The sequence below is a fragment of the uncultured Dokdonia sp. genome (genome assembly GCF_937910895.1).
In the GTDB taxonomy this organism is placed as follows: Bacteria; Bacteroidota; Bacteroidia; order Flavobacteriales; family Flavobacteriaceae; genus Dokdonia.
In genome coordinates this window covers 1-20917 of record NZ_CALEMI010000027.1, presented here as the reverse complement: position 1 = coordinate 20917, position 20917 = coordinate 1, and the positions used below count along the sequence as shown (strand labels likewise).

Genomic DNA, 20917 nt, shown 5'->3' with positions numbered 1-20917 from the left:
TTTCCGTACTTTAAACGCACTAAAACTGATTAACTAATCCAAAATAGACCCGTCTACACGGGCAATACTTATGAAATTAGGCACACTCCTATGTTTAGGTGTTTCGGTATTCGCTTTCGCGAAAGCGTACCCACAACAACCTGCAACTTCAGCGGCACAAGTACAACAAGCCATTACCCAAAAACGTACTGCGCAACAAAATTCACTAGTTAAGAATCTCCCTTTTGAAAACATAGGGCCCTCTATCATGAGTGGTCGTGTAGTAGATCTTGCGGTCAATCCTGATATGCCTTCAGAATTTTATGTAGGCTATGCCAGTGGTGGGGTTTGGTATACCAATAATAATGGGACTACTTTTGAACCTATACTAGATACGAGCGATACTCAAAACGTGGGCGACATTGCTGTCGATTGGAAAAGCGGCACCATCTGGGTAGGGACAGGAGAAAATAATGCGTCACGTTCTAGTTATGCAGGTATCGGAATTTTAAAATCAACCGATAAAGGTGCTACCTGGCAAAACGTAGGTCTTACAGATTCACATCACATCGGACGTATCTTAATCAACCCTTCAAATCCTGATGAGGTCGTTGTCGGTGCTACAGGACATTTGTACTCTACCAATGATGAGCGCGGTGTCTACAAAACCACTGATGGCGGAAAGACATGGGCAAAAACACTGTTTGTGAATAGTGAGAGTGGTATTATAGATATAGACCATGACCCTGCCAATTTTAACTTGATGTATGCTTCGGCTTGGGATAAAGACCGTAAAGCGTGGAATTTTGAAGGAAGCGGTACTGGATCTGGAATCTATAAAAGTACCGATGGCGGTTCGACATGGCAGAAACTAAATGGATTTCCTTCTGGAGATGGCGTTGGGCGGATCGGGATTGCTGTCTATGACGCCAATACTGTATATGCGGTGCATGATAGTCAATTTCGCCGAAAGGCAGAAGATAATAAATCCAATAATTCTGGAGCATTATCCAAAGACGATTTTAAAACTATGAGTAAAGATGCCTTTCTGGCATTGGATACTAAGAGACTCAATAACTTCTTAAAAAGCAATAATTTTCAAGAAAAATACCGTGCCTCAACTATAAAGGATATGGTACGCAGCGGATCAGTACAACCTGTTGATCTTGCAAAGTATTTAGAAACAGCAAATACAGAACTCTTTGACACACCAGTAACAGGTGCCGAAGTATACCGATCTGACGATGCAGGAAAAACCTGGAAAAAGACACACGACGGTTATCTAGATGATATATATTACAGTTACGGATATTATTTTGGAGAGATTCACGTAAATCCACAAGACGATCAGGATATTTATATTTACGGGGTGCCGATTGTGACATCAAAAGATGGTGGAAAAACCTTTAAGAATATAGGAGGAGAAAACGTACACTCAGATCATCACGCTTTATGGATCAATCCTAAAAATGAAAAACACCTCATTAATGGAAATGATGGGGGTGTTAATATCACCTATGATGATGGTGAGAATTGGATCAAAGCAAATGCACCTTCAGTAGGGCAATTTTATTATATTCAAGTAGATAATGAAGAACCGTATAATGTATATGGAGGCCTTCAGGATAATGGAGTTTGGGTAGGTGCAAATACCTCACAAGAAAACAAAAGCTGGCACCAAAGCGGTCAATACCCATGGGAAAGTATTATGGGCGGTGACGGGATGCAAGTGCAAGTAGATAGTCGTGATGCCAATGTGGTGTATACAGGATTTCAGTTTGGAAGTTATTTTAGAATCAATCGCGAGACCGAAGAATTTAAACGCTTTGACATCAAGCACGAACTAGGAGAGGCACCTTATAGATTTAATTGGCAAACTCCTATTTTATTAAGTCCGCATAATCAAGATATTCTTTATCTGGGAGGAAATAAGCTAATGCGTTCTATGAATCAAGGAGACGATTGGATAGCCATTAGCGATGATCTTACTAATGGAGGCAAAGATGGAAATGTAGCCTATGGGACGCTAGCTACCATCAGCGAATCTCCCTTTCAGTTTGGATTGATTTATACAGGAAGTGATGATGGGAAAGTCTTTGTGACCAAAGATGCTGGAGGAAGCTGGACAGACATCAGTGGTGGACTTCCAAAAGATTTATGGGTCTCTCGTGTGGTGGCTTCAGAGCATAAAAAAGAACGTGTATATGTGACCCTAAACGGATACCGTTGGGATGATTTTAAAACGTATGTATATGTATCTGATAATTATGGGCAAACGTGGAAAAATATTTCTGGAGATATCCCAATGTCACCAGTTAATGTGATTGTAGAAGATCCTAAAAAGGAAAATATCATTTATGTTGGGACAGATAATGGAGCGTATGTAAGCATAGATGGTGGTCAACGTTATCACGCTTTCGCGAAAGGATTGCCAGCTGTAGCCGTACACGATATAAAAATCCAGAAAAGAGAAAATCATCTTCTACTAGGAACCCACGGAAGAAGTATCTATAGAGCAGACCTCACGACGATTCAGCAAATGGATCCTTCTAAAAATGTACAGCTTTTTGATGTAGGCTCTATGCGTAACTCAAGAAGATGGGGAAACAGTTTTAGTACATGGAGACCTGCCTTTGAACCATCGCTATCCGTATCCTATTTTACCAGCTATGCCGGTAAGTTTTCAATGGTCGTAAAAGATGCCGACGGAAAAGAATTGCAACGAATCCCGTTAAATCCACAAACAGGAATCAATGTTGTGGATTATGATATGTCTATCACCGAAAAAGGGAAGAAAGCATTAGAAAAATCAAATACCGAACTCAATATTGCAAAATCCAGTAATGGAAAATACTACTTACCTAAAGGAGTATACACTATCGAACTTGATGGCGGTGGCGGAAATGCAGTGGCAACGACGACTAAGTTAGAGGTGAAGTAGTAATTTTTTCTTTAAAATATAGAAAAAGCAGTTAAGAGTTCTTAGCTGCTTTTTTATTGAGTAAAATTTCACAAGTAATGTTGAATTATATTACGAAGGTTTTTAGTATGCTTTCGCGAAAGCAAACCCTTAAAATTTCATTAAAAAACGTTCATATATATTGAAAATGTTTAATGATAGGCTTTCTGTTTCAGATTCTTTTGAGGAATATGTCAAACAGAGCTATACTACTTCTTATAATCATTCTAAATAGCGTGATTCCATGTCCTGTATAGTTGTTAAAATAACGTTTGCGCCGTACATTTGTATGAATTACTTAAATCAACTTTTAATGAGCGGATTATTAAAATCTTCGATAGGCAGAAAAGTGGCAATGGCGCTTTCAGGTCTTTTCCTCGTTGTTTTTCTTACACAACATTTTGTTATCAATAGTACATCAGTACTTGCACCAGAATTATTTAATACGTGGTCTCATTTTATGGGGACAAATGGCTTAGTGCAGTTTGCACTACAACCTGTATTAATTCTTGGCGTTATTTTTCATTTTGTAATGGGGTTTGTATTAGAGATTCAAAACCGCAAAGCACGCCCTATCAACTATGTAAATTATAAAGGGAGTGCAAACGCAAGTTGGATGTCTCGTAATATGATTATATCTGGATTGGTAATTCTTGCCTTCTTAGGACTACATTTTTATGATTTTTGGATTCATGAAATAACGATTAAGTACGTAGAAGGAGATATGACAGGATTAGTAAACCCTAATGATCCTAGTTCTGGATTTAGATATTTAGAAGAGACCGTTCATAAATTTGAAAGCCCAGTGCGTGTAGGTTTGTATGTTATTTCATTTGTTTTACTAGCACTACACTTATGGCACGGCTTTGCTTCTACATTTCAATCTGTAGGATTTAATAATAAGTATGCTGCTGGATTATCCAAGTTTGCCAAGGTATGGTCTATCGCAATACCTGTAGGATTTATATGTATCGCAGTATACCATCACTTTAATCAAATTCCACATTAAAAATAATCGCTATGGCATTAGATTCAAAAATACCTTCGGGACCACTAGCAGATAAGTGGACAAACCATAAAAATGATATTAATCTTGTCAACCCAGCCAACAAACGTCTTATTGACATTATTGTAGTAGGAACTGGACTTGCAGGAGGATCTGCAGCGGCAACGCTAGCAGAATTAGGATATAACGTAAAAGCATTTTGCTTTCAAGATTCTCCACGTCGTGCGCATTCTATTGCAGCACAAGGAGGAATTAATGCAGCAAAAAACTACCAAGGCGATGGAGATTCTACCTACCGTCTTTTTTATGATACTGTAAAAGGAGGAGATTATCGTAGTCGTGAGTCTAACGTATATCGTCTTGCTGAGGTATCTACAAATATTATAGATCAATGTGTTGCACAAGGAGTACCTTTTGCACGTGATTATGGAGGGCTACTCGATAACCGTTCTTTTGGAGGAGTATTGGTAAGCCGTACGTTCTATGCAAAAGGACAAACTGGACAACAATTACTACTTGGCGCTTATTCTGCGATGAACCGTCAGATAGGACGAGGTAAGATCAAAATGTACAATCGTCACGAGATGCTAGACGTTGTAAAATTAGATGGAAAAGCAAGAGGGATTATCACACGTAACCTAGTTACGGGTGAGATTGAGCGTCACTCAGCACATGCTGTGGTTTTAGGAACAGGAGGGTATGGAAACGTATTCTATCTTTCTACAAATGCCATGGGATCTAACGTAACAGCTGCTTGGAAAGCACATAAGCGTGGCGCTTATTTTGCAAATCCATGTTACACGCAAATACATCCTACGTGTATTCCAGTGTCTGGAGATCATCAGTCTAAATTAACCCTGATGTCAGAGTCTCTTCGTAATGATGGGCGTATTTGGGTGCCTGCCAAAAAAGAAGATGCAGAAGCGATCAGAGCTGGTAAATTAAAACCGACAGCTATCCCAGAAGAAGATAGAGATTACTATTTAGAGCGTCGCTATCCAGCCTTTGGAAACCTAGTGCCACGTGATGTAGCTTCAAGAGCTGCCAAAGAACGTTGTGATGCAGGATTTGGAGTAAATAAAACAGGAGAAGCCGTTTATCTTGATTTTGCAGCGGCTATTGAGCGTTATGGAAAAGAGCAAGCGTATGTGACACATCAAGACGCTAATGATGCTGCTTTAGTCAAAAAATTAGGTCAAGAAGTTGTGAAAACCAAATATGGAAACCTCTTTCAGATGTACAATAAAATTGTAGATCAAGATCCATATAATACGCCTATGATGATTTATCCTGCGGTGCATTATACCATGGGGGGGCTTTGGGTAGATTACAACTTACAAACTACGGTAGAAGGATTATACGCTATAGGAGAAGCTAATTTTTCAGACCACGGAGCCAATCGTTTAGGAGCCTCTGCACTTATGCAAGGTCTTGCCGATGGATACTTTGTATTACCATACACTATTGGAGATTATTTGTCTCATGATATCCGTACAGGACCTATCTCGACTGACACTCCTGAATTTGAAGAAGCAGAACAAAATGTACGTAAGCAAGTAGTGGCTTTAATAAATAATAATGGGACCAAAGCTGTTGATTATTTCCATAAGAAATTAGGAAAGATCATGTGGAACAAATGCGGGATGTCTCGTAATGCGACAGACCTTCAGAGTGCGATTGATGAGATTGCTGCTTTACGAGAAGAGTTTTATAAAGAAGTACGTGTGCCAGGCACAGAAAATGAGTTTAATGAAGAGCTCGCCAAAGCACTTCGTGTAGCAGATTTCCTTGAATTAGGAGAGCTTTTTGCTAAGGATGCGCTTACGCGAAACGAATCTTGCGGGGGTCATTTCCGTGAAGAATCGGTTGAGCTAGACGGACCACAAAAAGGAGAAGCACTACGTGACGACGAAAACTTTACGTTTGTTTCTGCATGGGAATATAAAGGAGCTCCCAAAGATGCCGTATTGCATAAAGAAGAGCTTAATTATGAGAATATAGAAGTAAAACAAAGAAGTTATAAGTAGAGTTAATAGTTATTGGGTTATTTAGTTATTGAGAAAAGGGAATGGCTGCATTTAAATCATTTGAACAGTTAGAATGTTGGAAAGAAGCTAGAAATTTAAGAAATTTTGTACAAGAACAAATCGATATAAAAATCCCAATGATGAAAAATTTAGCTTGATAAGTCAAATAAGGAGATCTTCTAGATCTGTGGGAAACAATATCGCAGAAGATTTTGGAAGATTTCATTATCAAGAAAATATTCAGTTTTGCAGAATGGCTAGAGGTTCGCTTTATGAAAACATTAGATCATGTCATTGTAGCGAGAGATGAAAATTATATTAATGACGAAGTTTTATTGGAATTTAGAGTAATCCATGACAAAACTTTAAAAATATTGAACGGATACATTGCGTATCTCAAAAGATCTAAGTTAGAGGTATAAACCCCTAGTAACTTAGTAACTTAGTAACTTAATAACTTAGTAACTAGTTATGAAATTAACATTGAAAATTTGGCGTCAAAAGAACGCTCAGGCTAAAGGACAAATGGTGACATACCCTATTGATGGAATCGATGGAGATATGTCTTTCTTAGAAATGATGGATGTGCTCAATAATGGGCTGATCAATAAAGGAGACGATCCTGTAGTTTTTGATCATGATTGTCGTGAGGGAATCTGTGGTTCTTGCTCTATGTTTATTAATGGAGAAGCACATGGGCCAGACCGTTTGGTGACCACCTGTCAACTGCACATGCGTAAATTTAAAGATGGTGATACTATTACGATAGAACCTTTTCGTGCCGCAGGTTTTCCTGTGATTAAAGATTTGATGGTTGATCGATCTTCCTTTGATCGTATCCAACATGCGGGAGGATTTATTTCTGTAAATACGTCTGGAAATACACAAGATGCAAACGCAATTCCAATCGAAAAAGCCAACGCCGATGCTGCTTTTGATGCTGCTACCTGTATAGGTTGTGGAGCTTGTGTAGCGAGTTGTAAAAACTCAAGTGCGATGCTTTTTGTAAGTGCAAAAGTGAGTCAGTTTGCATTATTACCACAAGGAGAGATAGAAGCGACAGATCGTGTATTGAATATGGTCAAGCAAATGGATGAAGAAGGATTTGGTAACTGTACCAACACAGGCGCTTGTGAAGTAGAGTGTCCTAAAGGAATCTCACTAGAAAATATAGCACGCATGAATCGTGAGTACATGGCTGCTACTATGAAAGGATAATACATTTCTGCGAGAGCAGAATCTAATACAATATGAATCCCAAAAACCATGAACAGTGTTTTTGGGATTTTTTTTGCTTTCGCGAAAGCGTATAAAATAGAAAACCCAAGGTTCAATATGAGATGTGGCTTCTTATTGTGATATCACAACTATAAGTGCTATATTAAAGAAGTCAAATCTGCTATTATGTGGATTAACAATAGCATAGAGCACTTTTGAAAAACATTGTAATAACGCCTTATCTTTGAAAAAGTGAAAAACTTAAAAAAAGTGGAATTTTTTAAAGGAAATTTTTAGTTTTCAATGTCTTATTTTAACAAGTAAACTTCTAAAAATCAAAGTCGTGTTATTCCTGCTTTTTAATAAGAAGATTTTGTCAAATAAGGTGGTGTTGGCACATTACTTGCATAATTTATCATGTAAACATAAAACCAAATTATGAGTAAATTAAAATTGTTAATAGCAACAGTATTTTTAATAACTGCAAATTTATGTGCACAGCAAACATTACCTGCGGTACCGGATGATCCTATCCTACCGATAGCAGAGTTACAGGATGCCACCCTACAACAACTTTTATCTAATGAAATATTAAAAAACCCTATCTGGAAACAACTTATAAAAAGTAAGCAAATGTCTGTAGGTCTTGTTGACCTAAGTGATCTTAACAATATCAAGTATGCAGGGTTAAATGATAGAGAGCTTATGTATGCCGCAAGTTTGCCAAAAATAGCCATATTGCTAGCAGCTATGGATGCTATAGATAAAGGGGAGCTTATAGAAACAAAAGAAGTTAAAAAAGATATGCGTTTGATGATTAGTAAATCTAACAATCAAGCATCTACTAGAATGATTGACCGCGTAGGATATGAAAAAATAGAAGCTGTATTAAGAGCTCCAGAAACTATGTTGTATGATGAAGAAGCTGGTGGTGGGCTATGGGTAGGAAAACGATATGCTTCAGGCGGTAGACGATATCCAGAACCTTTGAAAGGATTAAGTCATGCTGCAACGACTTTACAGGTGTGTAGTTTTTACTATCAATTAGTTTTAGGTAATCTCGTAAGTACAGAACGTTCTAAGGAAATGTTGGATATTATGAAAGATCCAGCGTTGCACCACAAATTTGTAAATACCTTAGATAAAGTAGCACCAAATGCAACGATTTATAGAAAATCTGGATCTTGGAGAAATTATCATTCTGATTCAGCACTTGTATGGGGTCCTAAAAGAAAGTACATTATTGTAGCATTGATTGACAACAATTTAGGTGAGCAAATTATAAGAGATTTAGTATTGCCCTTGGAAAGTGTATTGAAAAAGTCGAAGTCAGCGAGTAAGAAAAAGAAGAAGGGTTGATCAAGAAATTTATTAATAAAACGTTTGGATTAAGAGATGGTGAAATATACATCTCTTTTTTAATGCAATTATATATCTTTATTATTATCACCGTATTGCTTATTGTAAAGCCTACTGTGAATGCATTATTTTTAAGTAAACTAGGCGCAGACCATCTTCCGTATGGCTATCTATTGGTTGCTGGAGTAGCTGTCAGCACGACTTATCTATACAATAGGGCTATACGTAATTTCTCTTTACTAAAGGTCACCATCACTTCCTTAATTATCTTTAGTTTAGGATTCCTAACACTCAGTTCAATTTTACATTTTGAGATATTGAGTAATATCTTGATTTATGTGTATTACATAGGCGTATCGTTGTTTGCGGTTATTGCCACTTCTCAATTCTGGATTTTAGCAAATATGGTATTTAATGCTAGAGAAGGAAAGCGATTATTTGGTTTTATAGGAGCGGGAGCCATTGCTGGAGGTGTTGTAGGAGGATATATTACTAGTATTATAACAACATCTTTCGGAAATAAATTTGCTATCCTTTTAGCTGGGATTTTAATACTTTTTTGTATCCCTATTATTCAAAAAGTATGGCGACTCAGGATACGAGAAATGAATACGTATATACGTAAGCAACGTACCTATAATGATACTAACGAGCAAGTATCTTCATTTAAGCTTATTTCAAAATCAAAGCACCTTGTCTACTTGGCGTTGACAACTGGAATAGGTGTGATTGTTGCAAAACTAGTAGATTTCCAATTTAGTGATTTTGCAAATACACTCATTACAAATGTAGATGACCTAGCTTCCTTTTTTGGTTTTTGGTTCTCAACATTTAATGTCATCGCGCTGCTATTACAATTATTTGTTACCAATCGCTTTTTAAGCCGGTTTGGGGTTTCTTCTACTTTACTCGTGCTTCCATTAGGGATTGCTCTAGGGAGTCTTTTGTTTTTAACCTTTCCAGAATTATGGGTATTAATCATTATTAAAGGGTTTGAGGGAAGTTTTAAGCAATCACTCAACAAGGCTGCTGTAGAGCTATCTATTATGCCTATTCCTTATCATATTAAAAGCCAAGCCAAGTCTTTTATAGATGTTGCTGTAGATAGTATTGCAACAGGTATTGCAGGGTTTATGCTTATTTTCTTAATTAGAAAGCTAGATCTAAGTACATCTTATATTACTGTTATTGTACTCTTCTTTGTATTTGTATGGATTGTTTTAATTTATAGATTAAGAGAAGCCTATTTTGAATCCTTTAGAAAGAATCTTCAAAACTCTTTGAGTAATCAAACACAGGAAAAAAGAAGAAAAGAAACTACGATTTCAACAGCTAGATATGTTTTTGCCAATGGATCACCAGAAGATATCTTAACACTACTTGAAAAATTAGGAGAATATAAACTCGTAGCACTTAAGTCTAGTATAATTACATTATTGGATCACCCATACCATCAAGTAAAAGCAGCCGCCATACATCAGTTATTTATGTATGAAAAGGGAACTGCTCTTGATAAAGTAGTCTCTCTCATTGCTATAAAAGATGATAGGTTGGTGTATGCATGTCTAAACTATATTATTCATCATACGAATATGAACGAATCTAAGTTTTTTAAAAAATACTTAGATCACTCTTCAGATTATATAGCTAATGCTGCTTTACTCTGTCTTGCAAAAGAAGCTACTGGTAATCGAAAGTTTAGTGAAGAATATGAACTAGAGCTTAGAATTGAAAAACAAATTCAGTCATTAAAACAACAGAAAGCGTATGGAAGAAAGGAGTCTATAGCAATAGTACTACTTGCAATCGCCTATGCTGACATAAAAAAATATTACTCTTTTATATCATCTCACCTCAATAATAGACATCCATTTATAACAAAACAAGCAATTGCAGCAGCGGGAATTACATCTAATGAACAATTTATAAAAGAGTTATTGCTAAAACTTACAGAAAAATCATATCGTAAAGCAAGTACAAAAGCGTTACGTAATTATGGACCTGAAATTACAAAAACGATTGTAAGGCTTGATAAGCAAGAAAACATTGGAGATACTATAAAGGTTCACATTCCAAGGGTTATAGAATCTTTTAATACACAAGGAGCTATTAGTGTTCTGATACGATTACTTAGCAGTAACGATGTTATCATCAGACTAGAAGCAGCAAAATCGCTATTAAAACTTAGGTCAAAAAATGAATCATTAGTGTTTAATATTCGTGTATTAAAAAGAAAAATTATAAAAGAGAGTACGTATTATAGAAATACAATGATTGCTATTGATTCTATTAAAACCGTTATTGAACAAACGCCAGAAGGGTTGAATAAAAACCTTAAAATGGAAATTGATTCAACTCGCCAAAATCTTGTTGATGTCCTAGAAGAGCAACTGGATACAAGTTTGCAATGTATTTTTAAACTACTGAGTCTTATATATGATCAATCTGATATTGATGTGACATATTTTGGTCTATTAAGTGATGTAAAGGAGACCAAAATCAATGCATTAGAATTTTTAGACAACTTGCTTAAAAGTCAGTTGAAATCTAGAATATTACCCTTGATAGAATATACCATTATTGATAAAAATGCAGATATTGAGCAAAGGATCAAATTAAATCTTTTATCGGAAAAGCAATACACTGCTATGTTGATAAAAAAGCGAGGGCAGCGAATTAAAATTGAAGTACTTCATTTAGTAAAAGCCTTACGTGATCCAAGTTATCTCCCCTTAATACAACCCCTTACAAAACACCTCAATATAGAGGTGCAATTCTACGCACAGGCTATTAAAACGTCTCTTATCAAAGATAAAGTAGCGTAATAAGATAATTGAGACGAAGGATGTAGCTCTGCTTTTAAGCGAGTAGTTGTTTTGAATATTGAATGCATATTGCTTGATGTAAATAAATAAATCCCACCTTTTAAGCGGGATTTGTAGATATATTCTTTAACGTGAGTTCGACGTAAATAATTAGTTAGTCTTTTTAGTATGATTATGCTAAATTTTAATGTAAAGAACTTACTATCATATATTTGTTCATTTTCTTTGCTCGTCCAAAGAAAACCGAACCAAAAGAAAAGACGCTTTTTCTTAGGTATTTTTTCGCTTTAAGCGAAAAACCACAAAGAACTTACTAAATTTTTTCCAAGGCTTCAAAAATTTTTAACGGAAATTGCCATTGCTTCATCTCGCTCAGAACTTACATTCTGTTGTATACTGGAGAAAAAGAATAAAAACTTATATCGAACTCACGTTCTTTAGTAATCTGAAAGAACAGTGAGGTTAATGTTCTAAGAGTTATTAATTCTGACCTTCATCTCCACCCTCATCTTCTGTGTCTTTATAGTTTTCGTCTAACTTGATTTCTTCCTTGTTAGATTTCATAATAACATCATCTATCTTACTAGCGAGATACATATGCGCTCCTGCAGAATTTTTATTCAAAACATTAGACATCAAGCATACAATATATTTTGTGTTATTAGGCTGCTCTACAATAATCACAGAATTCATATAATTGAACACATTCCCAGCATAACTTCTGCAATTAGGATCTTTTTCACGATCACATTTGTAATAGCTTCCCGATTTAAAATAAACAGCAGCACTGTCTAGACGATTAGATTTCGCGTAACGTATACGTCTGTCTGTTAGATAGATTAAACGTTTCATTTCTAGGCTTGAATTTTCGTCCACGACTTTACCTTGCTCTAATTTCACTAAAAACTTCATAAGTCCTTTCGGTGTGCCTATACTTCCACCTTTACGCCCGACATATTTTCCAGCAGGTCTGGTAAACATTCCTCCCAATCTCCACTCATCTTCGGTAATTCCTAAATCTCTTAGAGGTTGATTCACGACCATATTGGCAAGGTTAGTAAGAGAATCTCTTGGTGTTTCTTTAAAATAGTTTTCCCCTTGCTCTTCTGTTAGAAATACATATTCTGGACCAAAAGCTGCCATAAGCATCGCTTCCCGATACATAACACTAGCAGCGCCATTGTTACTGACGGACACCATGTGGTCTAACCACTCATACAAAGAAAAAACATCGGTTGCTCTTACTTGACGTTTTGAAAGTTTATCATTTTCTATGTCGTAAATAGGAACTGTATGATGATCTCCTGTTCCCCAATATCTAGAAGATACTTTAATATCTTTTAGGTACATAACTCTATCATCCCAAGAGTCAGGACATACTTTTGCCATTTGTGTAAATACAGCATTTAAGACGGCAAGTTTTCCCACACTTCCAGGCTGATATCCTACATTTTCTCTGTAACCTGCATATCTAAGTGCATCTGGATTGGTCATGTCTAATACGGCAGCAGAGTATGCTCCTGCTGGCAGTAAACGTTTAATGGTTTGTGCAAACTCTTTATCTTCAACAAGCAAATCATTGATGCTATCTTCTGTTCTAGATAGTAGCTGAAGGTTAATTTCATCTAATTTCTTATACGCACCAAAGGGGATTCTAGTATAAGGAATACTATCATCTTGCATTTTTTTGAGTTGATATAAACGCTTTATTCCTGTGCGTTCATATCCATCTATAGGATACGAGATTGTACTTAATCCAATAAGTATCGAGAATCCTATAAAAGTGTATAATACTTTGATCATAATTATAATTTTTCTGATAATGGTACTGTGGTATCCGTTGGTGTTTTTGGTGAAATTGATGATAGGTACTCAGAACTTTTTGCCTGTTTGTTTTCTACAAAAGGACGAATCTGAAACAACCACAATTTGTCATCCTTGAAGCCAAACTCCACATCATACGCTTGTCTATCTTCTGTAGATTCTGGAGTTAAGGTTGTTCTTATTTTTGATGCGAGTGCTCTGATATCCTTAATATTTCCTTCATTTAGGATAGGGCTTTCAAAGGTGGTATGATGACTGCTAGTGCCTCCAGATGTAGGAAGACGGATATAGTCTGGCTGTCTCGCTGGAGCTAGTAATATATGACTGTCTGTTGTTATAAGTCGCGTTTCAGCAGATTGTCCATCTACGGCTCCTCCGGCTCCTCTACTAAAGGCGACGGTAAGATCATCATCACTTCCGGAATTAATTCCTTTGGTAATCATCACTCCAGAATAATCTACATCTACGCTCGGAATAATTAAAATAGAAGGAAATACATTTTCAGGATTTGATAAATATTTTTGCCTCCACTTAAAACTACGCTCTGTGTAGGCAGATGCCCAAACACGTTTGATTCCGTTTATGATCTCATTTTCTTTTTTAATATTAAATAGTGTCAAATTTAATCCTGCTCCAGTAAATTCCTTAAGATCCTCCATATTGGTATCACTCCGCAGAAAAACGGGGACTTCTCCTATTTGGTTTCCAAAAGCAGTTTTGAAATTCTTTTTTAAATCGTCTGTAAAATTACTTTTTAAAGGCATATTTATAATTGCCTTATGAAGCACATCAAGCGCTTTAAGTTGGTATTGTTCTACAGCATCTTCCGAGTTATTATCTTTTCTCATAGAGTCCGCTTTCGCGAAAGCGTAATTAAGATATTCCCAATAAGTTTTATTCTGTCCAGGCATCTGTTGATCCATGTGGGTTCTAAAAATCCCAAACGGAATAATAAGACCTTCTACTACTTGCTCAGGAAATAACCGTTTTAATTCGCCTAAGTTTGCTGCTTTAGGACCGCAAAGCTTTCCTGAATCTTTTGCATTTACATCACGCATATTTAATACCTTCGAAACATCCAAACGAATATTTTCTACAGGAACTGCGATCACATTTTTACTGCGTTCTTTTTTGCTGAAAAGTGCTTTTTCTTCTTCAGACATCGCATTTTCTCCTTTTAGAATGACGCTACCTTTGTTAGAAACTGCATAAAATACTTTTTGCCCATTGTATTTTTTTAATGCTTTTAAATTGTCATAAGACAAAGCAGCATTAGGAATCCCTAAATTACGAGCGAGTAATTGCACATGTGATACAAGATTTCCTTCAGAAACAGTCATAATACCAGAAACTGGTTTTAAATCTGCGGGCGGTCTTTCAAAGATGTAAATTTTATTAGTATTTACTTCAATCTCATCAGGATTGCCATCTACGACAACAAGTTCTCCAAAAGAATACCCAGGGTTTAAACCACGTATGGTGCTCTGACTTTCTATAGTCATCACATCATTTGTAATATTGGATACTCTAGATACTAGTTTTCCAAGTTCACTTACAGCTTCTCCTAAGCTCAAGGCAACACTACTCCGCACACGATCATCTATAAATCCGTATGCCATTGGTTCAAAACTTGTGTAGGTATTTACAATATCTTGATAATTTGCTTTTGCCATAGCCGTACTCCATTCTACAATACTTCTACTTATAGTAAGTAAGGAGTTAAGTTCTTCTATAGTAAGTTCTTCTTTTGTAGCAAAGTCTTCTAGAGATGTTGCCACTGCATCATACTCCCATCGTTCTATCAAACCTGTGCCTACAGCGGCGCAACTCATTACATTTATTTTTTCAAGTTGTTCTCCCAATGTTGTTGTTTTCCAGTTTTGTAGCTCTGTTACCAATGTACGCTCTAATCGGTTAGATACATCTAATAGAAAAAGGCGTGTGGTGCTTTTTGGATATGTAGTAATGCTTAATCGTATCTCACTAAGTACATTTGAGATATCTGTTGCTAATGAAGCAGCCGTTTTATTATTAGTATTTGCTGTAATAAAATCAACCATTCTAGCAGTCGCTGGATTTGAAGCGGGAAGGGATTTAAAATCTTTTTCTAAAGAGTAAAAATCAATAGGTGCATAAAAAGCTTCCATTGTTTCTACAAGCGATTGGAGCTCTTTTTTTATATCTGCAGATAAAGGTTTTTTACTTTCTGAAATAAAATTCTTGACAAGGTTAATATCTGTTTTTTCTGGTTTTCCGTGTATCTTAATACGGGCATCCATAAAAGAAGGGACTTCATCAGAAATGGATTTTGATTGACTACGCATGCGTTGCGCTAGATTACTGTCTCCGCTGTGAGGTATATCTTTTAGTGCCTGACGAATCAAATAATAGTTAGATTTAATCGTTTGGTCATCTTTCAACAACCACTCAAAGAAATCTTTACCCCATGCTTCTTCATCTTCACTCTGTAAAGCACCTCTATAAAATTGTGCTTTTTGGGAAACCCATCCATCGTCTACACTAGCTAAGTATTTTCCGAGTTGGTATTGTTTTAACCGACTATAATTATTGTTTTTATCAAGAAAATCTGTGTTGCTTACCGCAGCGAGTATTTCTCCAAAATATAATTGATTGGTAGCTCTCAACTTAAGAGCAGATTCTTTAAAACTAGCATGTTGAATCCCTCCGCCTATATCGTCTGGACAAGGATCACGAGGTTCTCTTTCTGTACCGTCCTTACAAAACCATTTAATACGGTAGTAAGGCCCACGAGCATCTCTCTTGTAACTATCTACCAGTGAAGAAACTTGAGCAGATGATAAAGATTGTGAGTTTGATGGGAAACACCAAAAAAGAAATAATAGGATTGGTACAACAATTTTATAAGACATGAATTGTGTGTTTAAAATCTATAATGATTATAGATAAAGTAATAAGAGTAGTAAAGTTAAATTATTTTTTCTTGCTAAAGAATAAGCCTATAATCAATATTAAGATTCCTAGACCTATCGTTATGTAGGAGTTTGTGTTGTCTTGTGCTTCTACACTTAAAGGACCTAAACTTATAGAAGCTTCTGGAGCAACAAGTGTGTAAATTCCATATCCTAATAATGCTACGCCAGCGATCACTACGATTAATTTAATAGCCTGATTCATAATAATGATTTTAAGGTTAGATAGGTCAAAGTTACGTTGTTTTTTATCTCTTTACACGACCTCTTATAAGAGCAATAAAAAAAAGTGTTGAGAATACTAAGAAAACACATTTCCCAGTGCCTGCATGTGTTGCTGATATATTTCCAAAACCTATTATTGCAGCTATTAATGAAATAAAAAAACAAGTGATACCCCAACGAGTCATAATAAATTAGTTTTAAATTAATAATTTTGTAGTAATTAGACTTAATGATACTACAAATATCAGATGATAACTGTTATTTTACGTTATATAATTTTTGGTAATTATTATACGATTGCTAACTAAGTAAAATTTGTGATACTTGAAGTTTCCATAAATAATGTAACAAATGATATGAATTCTATAAATACACAAGATTTAATTAAATGTATTTTTGCTCGGTTATGATATCCAATGACATAACCCAATATATAAAATGACCATAAAAACTACTCCATCAAATTTTGCTTTTAATATTATTGCAACCATCGCAGTTATATTTGCCTTGTATGTGCTTAAGCCTCTTATCATGCCATTACTATTAGCGGCAATATTTGGAATTATGATCTTTCCGGTTCAATCATTTCTAGAGAAGAAGTGGAGATGTAATCGATTATTTGCAACTATTTTCTCCATCATCATTATGTTTGGAATGTCGGTATTACTTGTTTTTTTTATAGCGACTCAGTTAAGGGAATTTATGGATAATGGGAATGAATATATTTCAAAGATCACAGAAATATATACTAAAATTATTGGAGCCATAGAAAAATCTTTAGATGTCAGCAGGCGTGATTCTTTGTTAGGAAAGGAAGTGGGGTTCAGTGAACTTCTCAAGGGTAATTTTGATAAAATATCAGCTTTTATATTTCAATCTGGAGCTATTTTTAGTGACTTTGTTTTAATTCCTATTTACTTGTTTTTCTTTTTATACTATAGACGTTTTCTTAGAAATTTTGCATATCGTTTATTTTCAAAAAACTCTAATTCATCTATTAATTTGATTATCAAAGAAATATACGATATACAGCAAAATTACCTTGTGGGTTTACTTAAAGTAATGCTTATTGTTGGTATTTTAAATACGACAGGACTCTTGCTGTTGGGAATAGAAAACGCTGTATTTTTTGGATTTTTCGCAGCATTTTTACTTATCATACCCTATATAGGTGTCCTTATTGGAGCGCTTTTACCAGGATTGGTGGCACTAGTTACTAAAGACAGTTATTGGTATGTTTTTGGAGTATTTGCACTCTTTAGCTTTATTCAATTTATAGAAGGTAATTTTATAACACCAAAAATCACAGGAGAAAAAGTAAGTGTAAACTCTTTTATAGTTATCTTTTCTCTTATTGCATTTGCTATGTTGTGGGGAGTGGGAGGTATGGTTGTCGCTATACCAATTACAGCCACGATAAAAATACTATGTGACCATTCTGAAAATTATAAAGCCTTTGGTTTTTTAATAGGAGAACCTGAAAATAAATTCTTAAGAAGTACAGCAAGAAGCCGATTAAAAAAATGGAAATCGATAAGAAAAAATCGATAAGGACACAAATTAATAAGACTCCTTATCTCGCAACTTAAAATTTTAAGTATACATTTACGAGGTTAAATAAAAAATCATGAAGCTTTTTATAAAATTTGATTTCAACACCGTTTGTAATGTTGTTTTAAAAGAGAAGTTAGATGCATTAGATGTTGATTACGAGATGCTAAGTTTTGGAGAAGTTGTTTTTTTAGAAAATATTTCAGATGAAAAACATCAAGAATTTATAGATGCGCTTGCTCCTTACGGAATTGAAATTGTAGAAGATCACAAAAGTATTTTAGTCCAAAAGATTAAAGATGCTATTACAGATATGGTCTATAACTCAGATACCGAAGTACACGTAAAAAGTTCTGTATACCTCTCTGAAAAATTAGGACACAGCTATGGGTATCTTTCCAATCTTTTTTCTGAAGTTACCTATACTTCTGTTGAGAATTTTATCATACTACAAAAAATTGAATACACAAAACAATTGATAATTAGTGAAAATAAAAGTCTGACAGAAATTGCTTTTCAACTTAATTACTCAAGTGTAGCACACTTGAGTACACAGTTTAAAAACACCACAGGAATTACTCCTTCTGCTTTTCAAAGAATTATAGCTAAACGAAGAGAAGAAAATAATTAACCAACCTAAACCCAACACTTATAATTATGGCAACTGATTATACACACATTATACTTGCAGATGATGATGAAGACGACAGAATGTTTTTTACAGATGCTTTTGAAGAGTTAAAAATGAGCGTCAAAGTAAGCACTTATAATGATGGTGTTTATCTTATGGATTATCTCAACCAAGAAGACGCCACATTACCCAACATCCTTTTTTTAGATTTAAATATGCCCCGTAAATCGGGCATGGAATGTCTAAAAGAAATTAAAGAAAATCCAAAATATAAGGATATTGTGATTGCGATATATTCGACCTCTGCTTCGGAGGAAGATATTGAGAACACCTTTGTAAAAGGAGCCAATATTTACATAAAAAAGCCAAGTGATTTTAAAATATTAAAAAAAGTATTGTCCAACGTTGTGACTACAAACTGGCAATACCATACAAATGGACTTAATAAAGACAACTTTTTACTAAGACTTTAAACGATGACGATTATAAGAAAAATATATAAATCCTCTTGGTTTGTCAAAGTCGTTTTTGTAGTAAGCCTTTTTGCTATTATCTTTATTGCAGGGCTTGGTTATAAGCATATTAGCAATCTTTCAAAGTCTACAGACTTGGTTATTCATACCTATAAAGTAAATGTAGAGTTAGAGCAGATATTATCGTATTTAAAAGATGCAGAAACAGGACAAAGAGGTTTTATAATCACGCAAGATTCATCGTATCTGGAGCCTTATTTGAAAGGTCGCAATAAGGTAAATAATAGTATTGCAGAATTAAAATTCTTAATGAGCGATAATCCAGAACAACAAGACAATCTTAAAGAATTAAGCATTCTTATAGATAAAAGATTAGACAATTTAGAAATAGCAGCCAACTATGCAGCTAAAGAGCAAACTAATCTAACACAATTTAAGGACGCCTTTCAAGAAGGGAAAAACTATATGGAGGCAATTACAAATAAGCTTCACTATATGATCGCTCATGAAAATGATTTGCTCGAAAAGCGCAATAATGAATATATAAACACGGCAAAAATAACTCCTGTATTTTTATACATCTTTATCCTATTGACCTTAGTTTTGATGTATGGCGCTTACGCGAAAATAAACTCTAATGTAGATAAACTTAAAAAATCGAATCAAGAGTTAGAAGTGTTTATAGAAGCTACAAAACAATCTGAAATTATAAATAAACACGGAAGCTGGCGTTGGAATGTAGAAGAGAATACTTTTTATTTTTCCGACAACCTTTTCCGACTATTGGGAGAAGAACCAAATTCTTTTGATCAAACCATAGAAAATTTCTTGAAGTTTGTACATCCTGAAGATGTGGATAAACTTTCTGCTCAAGTTGAAAAAATGAAAGAAGAGAAAAACCTTCCATTTATCATATATAGAGTAGTACACAAAGACGGAACAATACATCACTTAAAAGCCTATGGTAAAAGTATTGTAAATTCAGAAGGTCTTACACAACTTCTAGGGACAACCACAGATATTTCAGATGAGATAGATCATTATGACACCTTAGAAAAACGCAACCAAGAGTTAGAATTAAATAATAAAGAATTACAAGCCTTTAATTATGTAGCGAGTCACGATTTACAAGAACCACTACGTAAAATACAAACATTCCTATCAAGATTAGAAGATAAAGAGCAAGACAATCTCTCTGAATCTGGCAAAAAATATGTAGAGCGGATTCACATAGCCTCTGGACGTATGCGATTACTTATAGACGACCTATTACAATATTCAAGAACAAATAAATCTGATGAAGTACTAAAGAAAAGCAATATTAATAAACTCTTTGAAGATGCTCAACAAGATCTTGCTGAAGTAATTATTTCAAAAAATGCAACAATAACCGTAGATGCAATACCTGATATGAAAGTGATTCCTTTTCAAATACAACAGTTATTTGGAAATCTCATAGGGAACTCATTAAAATATAGTGTAAAAGATCGTGATCCTGTGATTACTATCACTTACGATCAAGTGAGTTCAAAAGATGATGAAAGATTACTAAGAGGTTCGTTTGAAGAATATCATAAGATTGTTATTTCTGACAATGGGATTGGTTTTGAGCAAAGCTATGCAGATAAAATCTTCACCTTATTTAGTAGACTTCATAACAAAGACGAATATTCAGGCACAGGAATAGGGCTTTCTATTTGTAGAAAGATCACAGATAACCATAGCGGATTTATTTTTGCAAAAGGAGAACCTAATAAAGGAGCTACTTTTATGATCTACTTACCAGTTACATAAATGTATTTAAAAAAAGTAAAAGAGGCCGTCTAAAAACAATTTAGGCGGTCTTTTGTATTTTGAAGATTTTGGTTCTTTCAGTTTTTAACTCAGTT

Annotated in this window: 14 protein-coding genes; 11 read left to right on the top strand and 3 right to left on the bottom strand. The window is 35.0% G+C overall.

The genetic code is table 11. The annotated features are described in order from the left end of the window. Positions 1-70 precede the first annotated feature (70 nt). From Q0505_RS02925 to Q0505_RS02895, 7 genes are all read left to right on the top strand, one after another. Positions 71-2920, top strand: a complete 2850-nt coding sequence (locus tag Q0505_RS02925) for a glycosyl hydrolase (protein ID WP_299208595.1) — start codon at positions 71-73, stop codon at positions 2918-2920. Positions 2921-3251: 331 nt separating this feature from the next. Continuing rightward, positions 3252-3947, top strand: coding sequence for a succinate dehydrogenase cytochrome b subunit (locus Q0505_RS02920; RefSeq protein ID WP_299208594.1), 696 nt, complete (start codon positions 3252-3254; stop codon positions 3945-3947). Between the two features lie 11 nt (positions 3948-3958). After that, complete coding sequence (locus Q0505_RS02915; RefSeq protein WP_299208592.1) at positions 3959-5971, top strand: fumarate reductase/succinate dehydrogenase flavoprotein subunit; 2013 nt, start codon at positions 3959-3961, stop codon at positions 5969-5971. A gap of 154 nt (positions 5972-6125) precedes the next feature. After that, positions 6126-6281, top strand: coding sequence for a four helix bundle protein (locus Q0505_RS02910; protein ID WP_366519363.1), 156 nt, complete (start codon positions 6126-6128; stop codon positions 6279-6281). A 161-nt stretch (positions 6282-6442) separates the two neighbouring features. After that, positions 6443-7189, top strand: coding sequence for a succinate dehydrogenase/fumarate reductase iron-sulfur subunit (locus Q0505_RS02905; protein ID WP_299208588.1), 747 nt, complete (start codon positions 6443-6445; stop codon positions 7187-7189). A 438-nt stretch (positions 7190-7627) separates the two neighbouring features. Then, the gene (locus Q0505_RS02900; RefSeq protein WP_299208586.1) at positions 7628-8548 is read left to right on the top strand and encodes a serine hydrolase; all 921 of its coding nucleotides are present in this window, start codon (positions 7628-7630) and stop codon (positions 8546-8548) included. Further along, positions 8545-11373 carry an Npt1/Npt2 family nucleotide transporter gene (locus Q0505_RS02895; RefSeq protein ID WP_299208584.1) on the top strand — a complete coding sequence of 943 codons (2829 nt, stop codon included), beginning with the start codon at positions 8545-8547 and terminating at the stop codon, positions 11371-11373. The genes Q0505_RS02900 and Q0505_RS02895 overlap by 4 nt, the downstream gene beginning before the upstream one ends. A gap of 480 nt (positions 11374-11853) precedes the next feature. On the opposite strand, the gene Q0505_RS02890 is transcribed toward Q0505_RS02895, so the two are convergent. From Q0505_RS02890 to Q0505_RS02880, 3 genes are all read right to left on the bottom strand, one after another. Then, positions 11854-13176: a hypothetical protein gene (locus Q0505_RS02890; protein WP_299208582.1), complete on the bottom strand. Its 1323-nt coding sequence runs from the start codon at positions 13174-13176 to the stop codon at positions 11854-11856. 2 nt (positions 13177-13178) lie between these two features. Further along, positions 13179-16088, bottom strand: a complete 2910-nt coding sequence (locus Q0505_RS02885) for a PEP/pyruvate-binding domain-containing protein (protein WP_299208580.1) — start codon at positions 16086-16088, stop codon at positions 13179-13181. Positions 16089-16149: 61 nt separating this feature from the next. Further along, positions 16150-16353 carry an LPXTG cell wall anchor domain-containing protein gene (locus Q0505_RS02880; RefSeq protein ID WP_299208578.1) on the bottom strand — a complete coding sequence of 68 codons (204 nt, stop codon included), beginning with the start codon at positions 16351-16353 and terminating at the stop codon, positions 16150-16152. Between the two features lie 458 nt (positions 16354-16811). Between Q0505_RS02880 and Q0505_RS02870 the strand changes: the two genes are divergently transcribed. The 4 genes from Q0505_RS02870 (at position 16812) to Q0505_RS02855 (ending at position 20822) form a co-directional block, all read left to right on the top strand. Beyond that, positions 16812-17924: an AI-2E family transporter gene (locus Q0505_RS02870; RefSeq protein ID WP_299208572.1), complete on the top strand. Its 1113-nt coding sequence runs from the start codon at positions 16812-16814 to the stop codon at positions 17922-17924. A 76-nt stretch (positions 17925-18000) separates the two neighbouring features. Next, the gene (locus Q0505_RS02865) at positions 18001-18555 is read left to right on the top strand and encodes an AraC family transcriptional regulator (RefSeq protein WP_299208571.1); all 555 of its coding nucleotides are present in this window, start codon (positions 18001-18003) and stop codon (positions 18553-18555) included. A gap of 26 nt (positions 18556-18581) precedes the next feature. After that, positions 18582-19028: a response regulator gene (locus Q0505_RS02860; protein ID WP_299208569.1), complete on the top strand. Its 447-nt coding sequence runs from the start codon at positions 18582-18584 to the stop codon at positions 19026-19028. Between the two features lie 3 nt (positions 19029-19031). Next, the gene (locus Q0505_RS02855) at positions 19032-20822 is read left to right on the top strand and encodes a CHASE3 domain-containing protein (RefSeq protein ID WP_299208567.1); all 1791 of its coding nucleotides are present in this window, start codon (positions 19032-19034) and stop codon (positions 20820-20822) included. Positions 20823-20917: the final 95 nt, after the last annotated feature.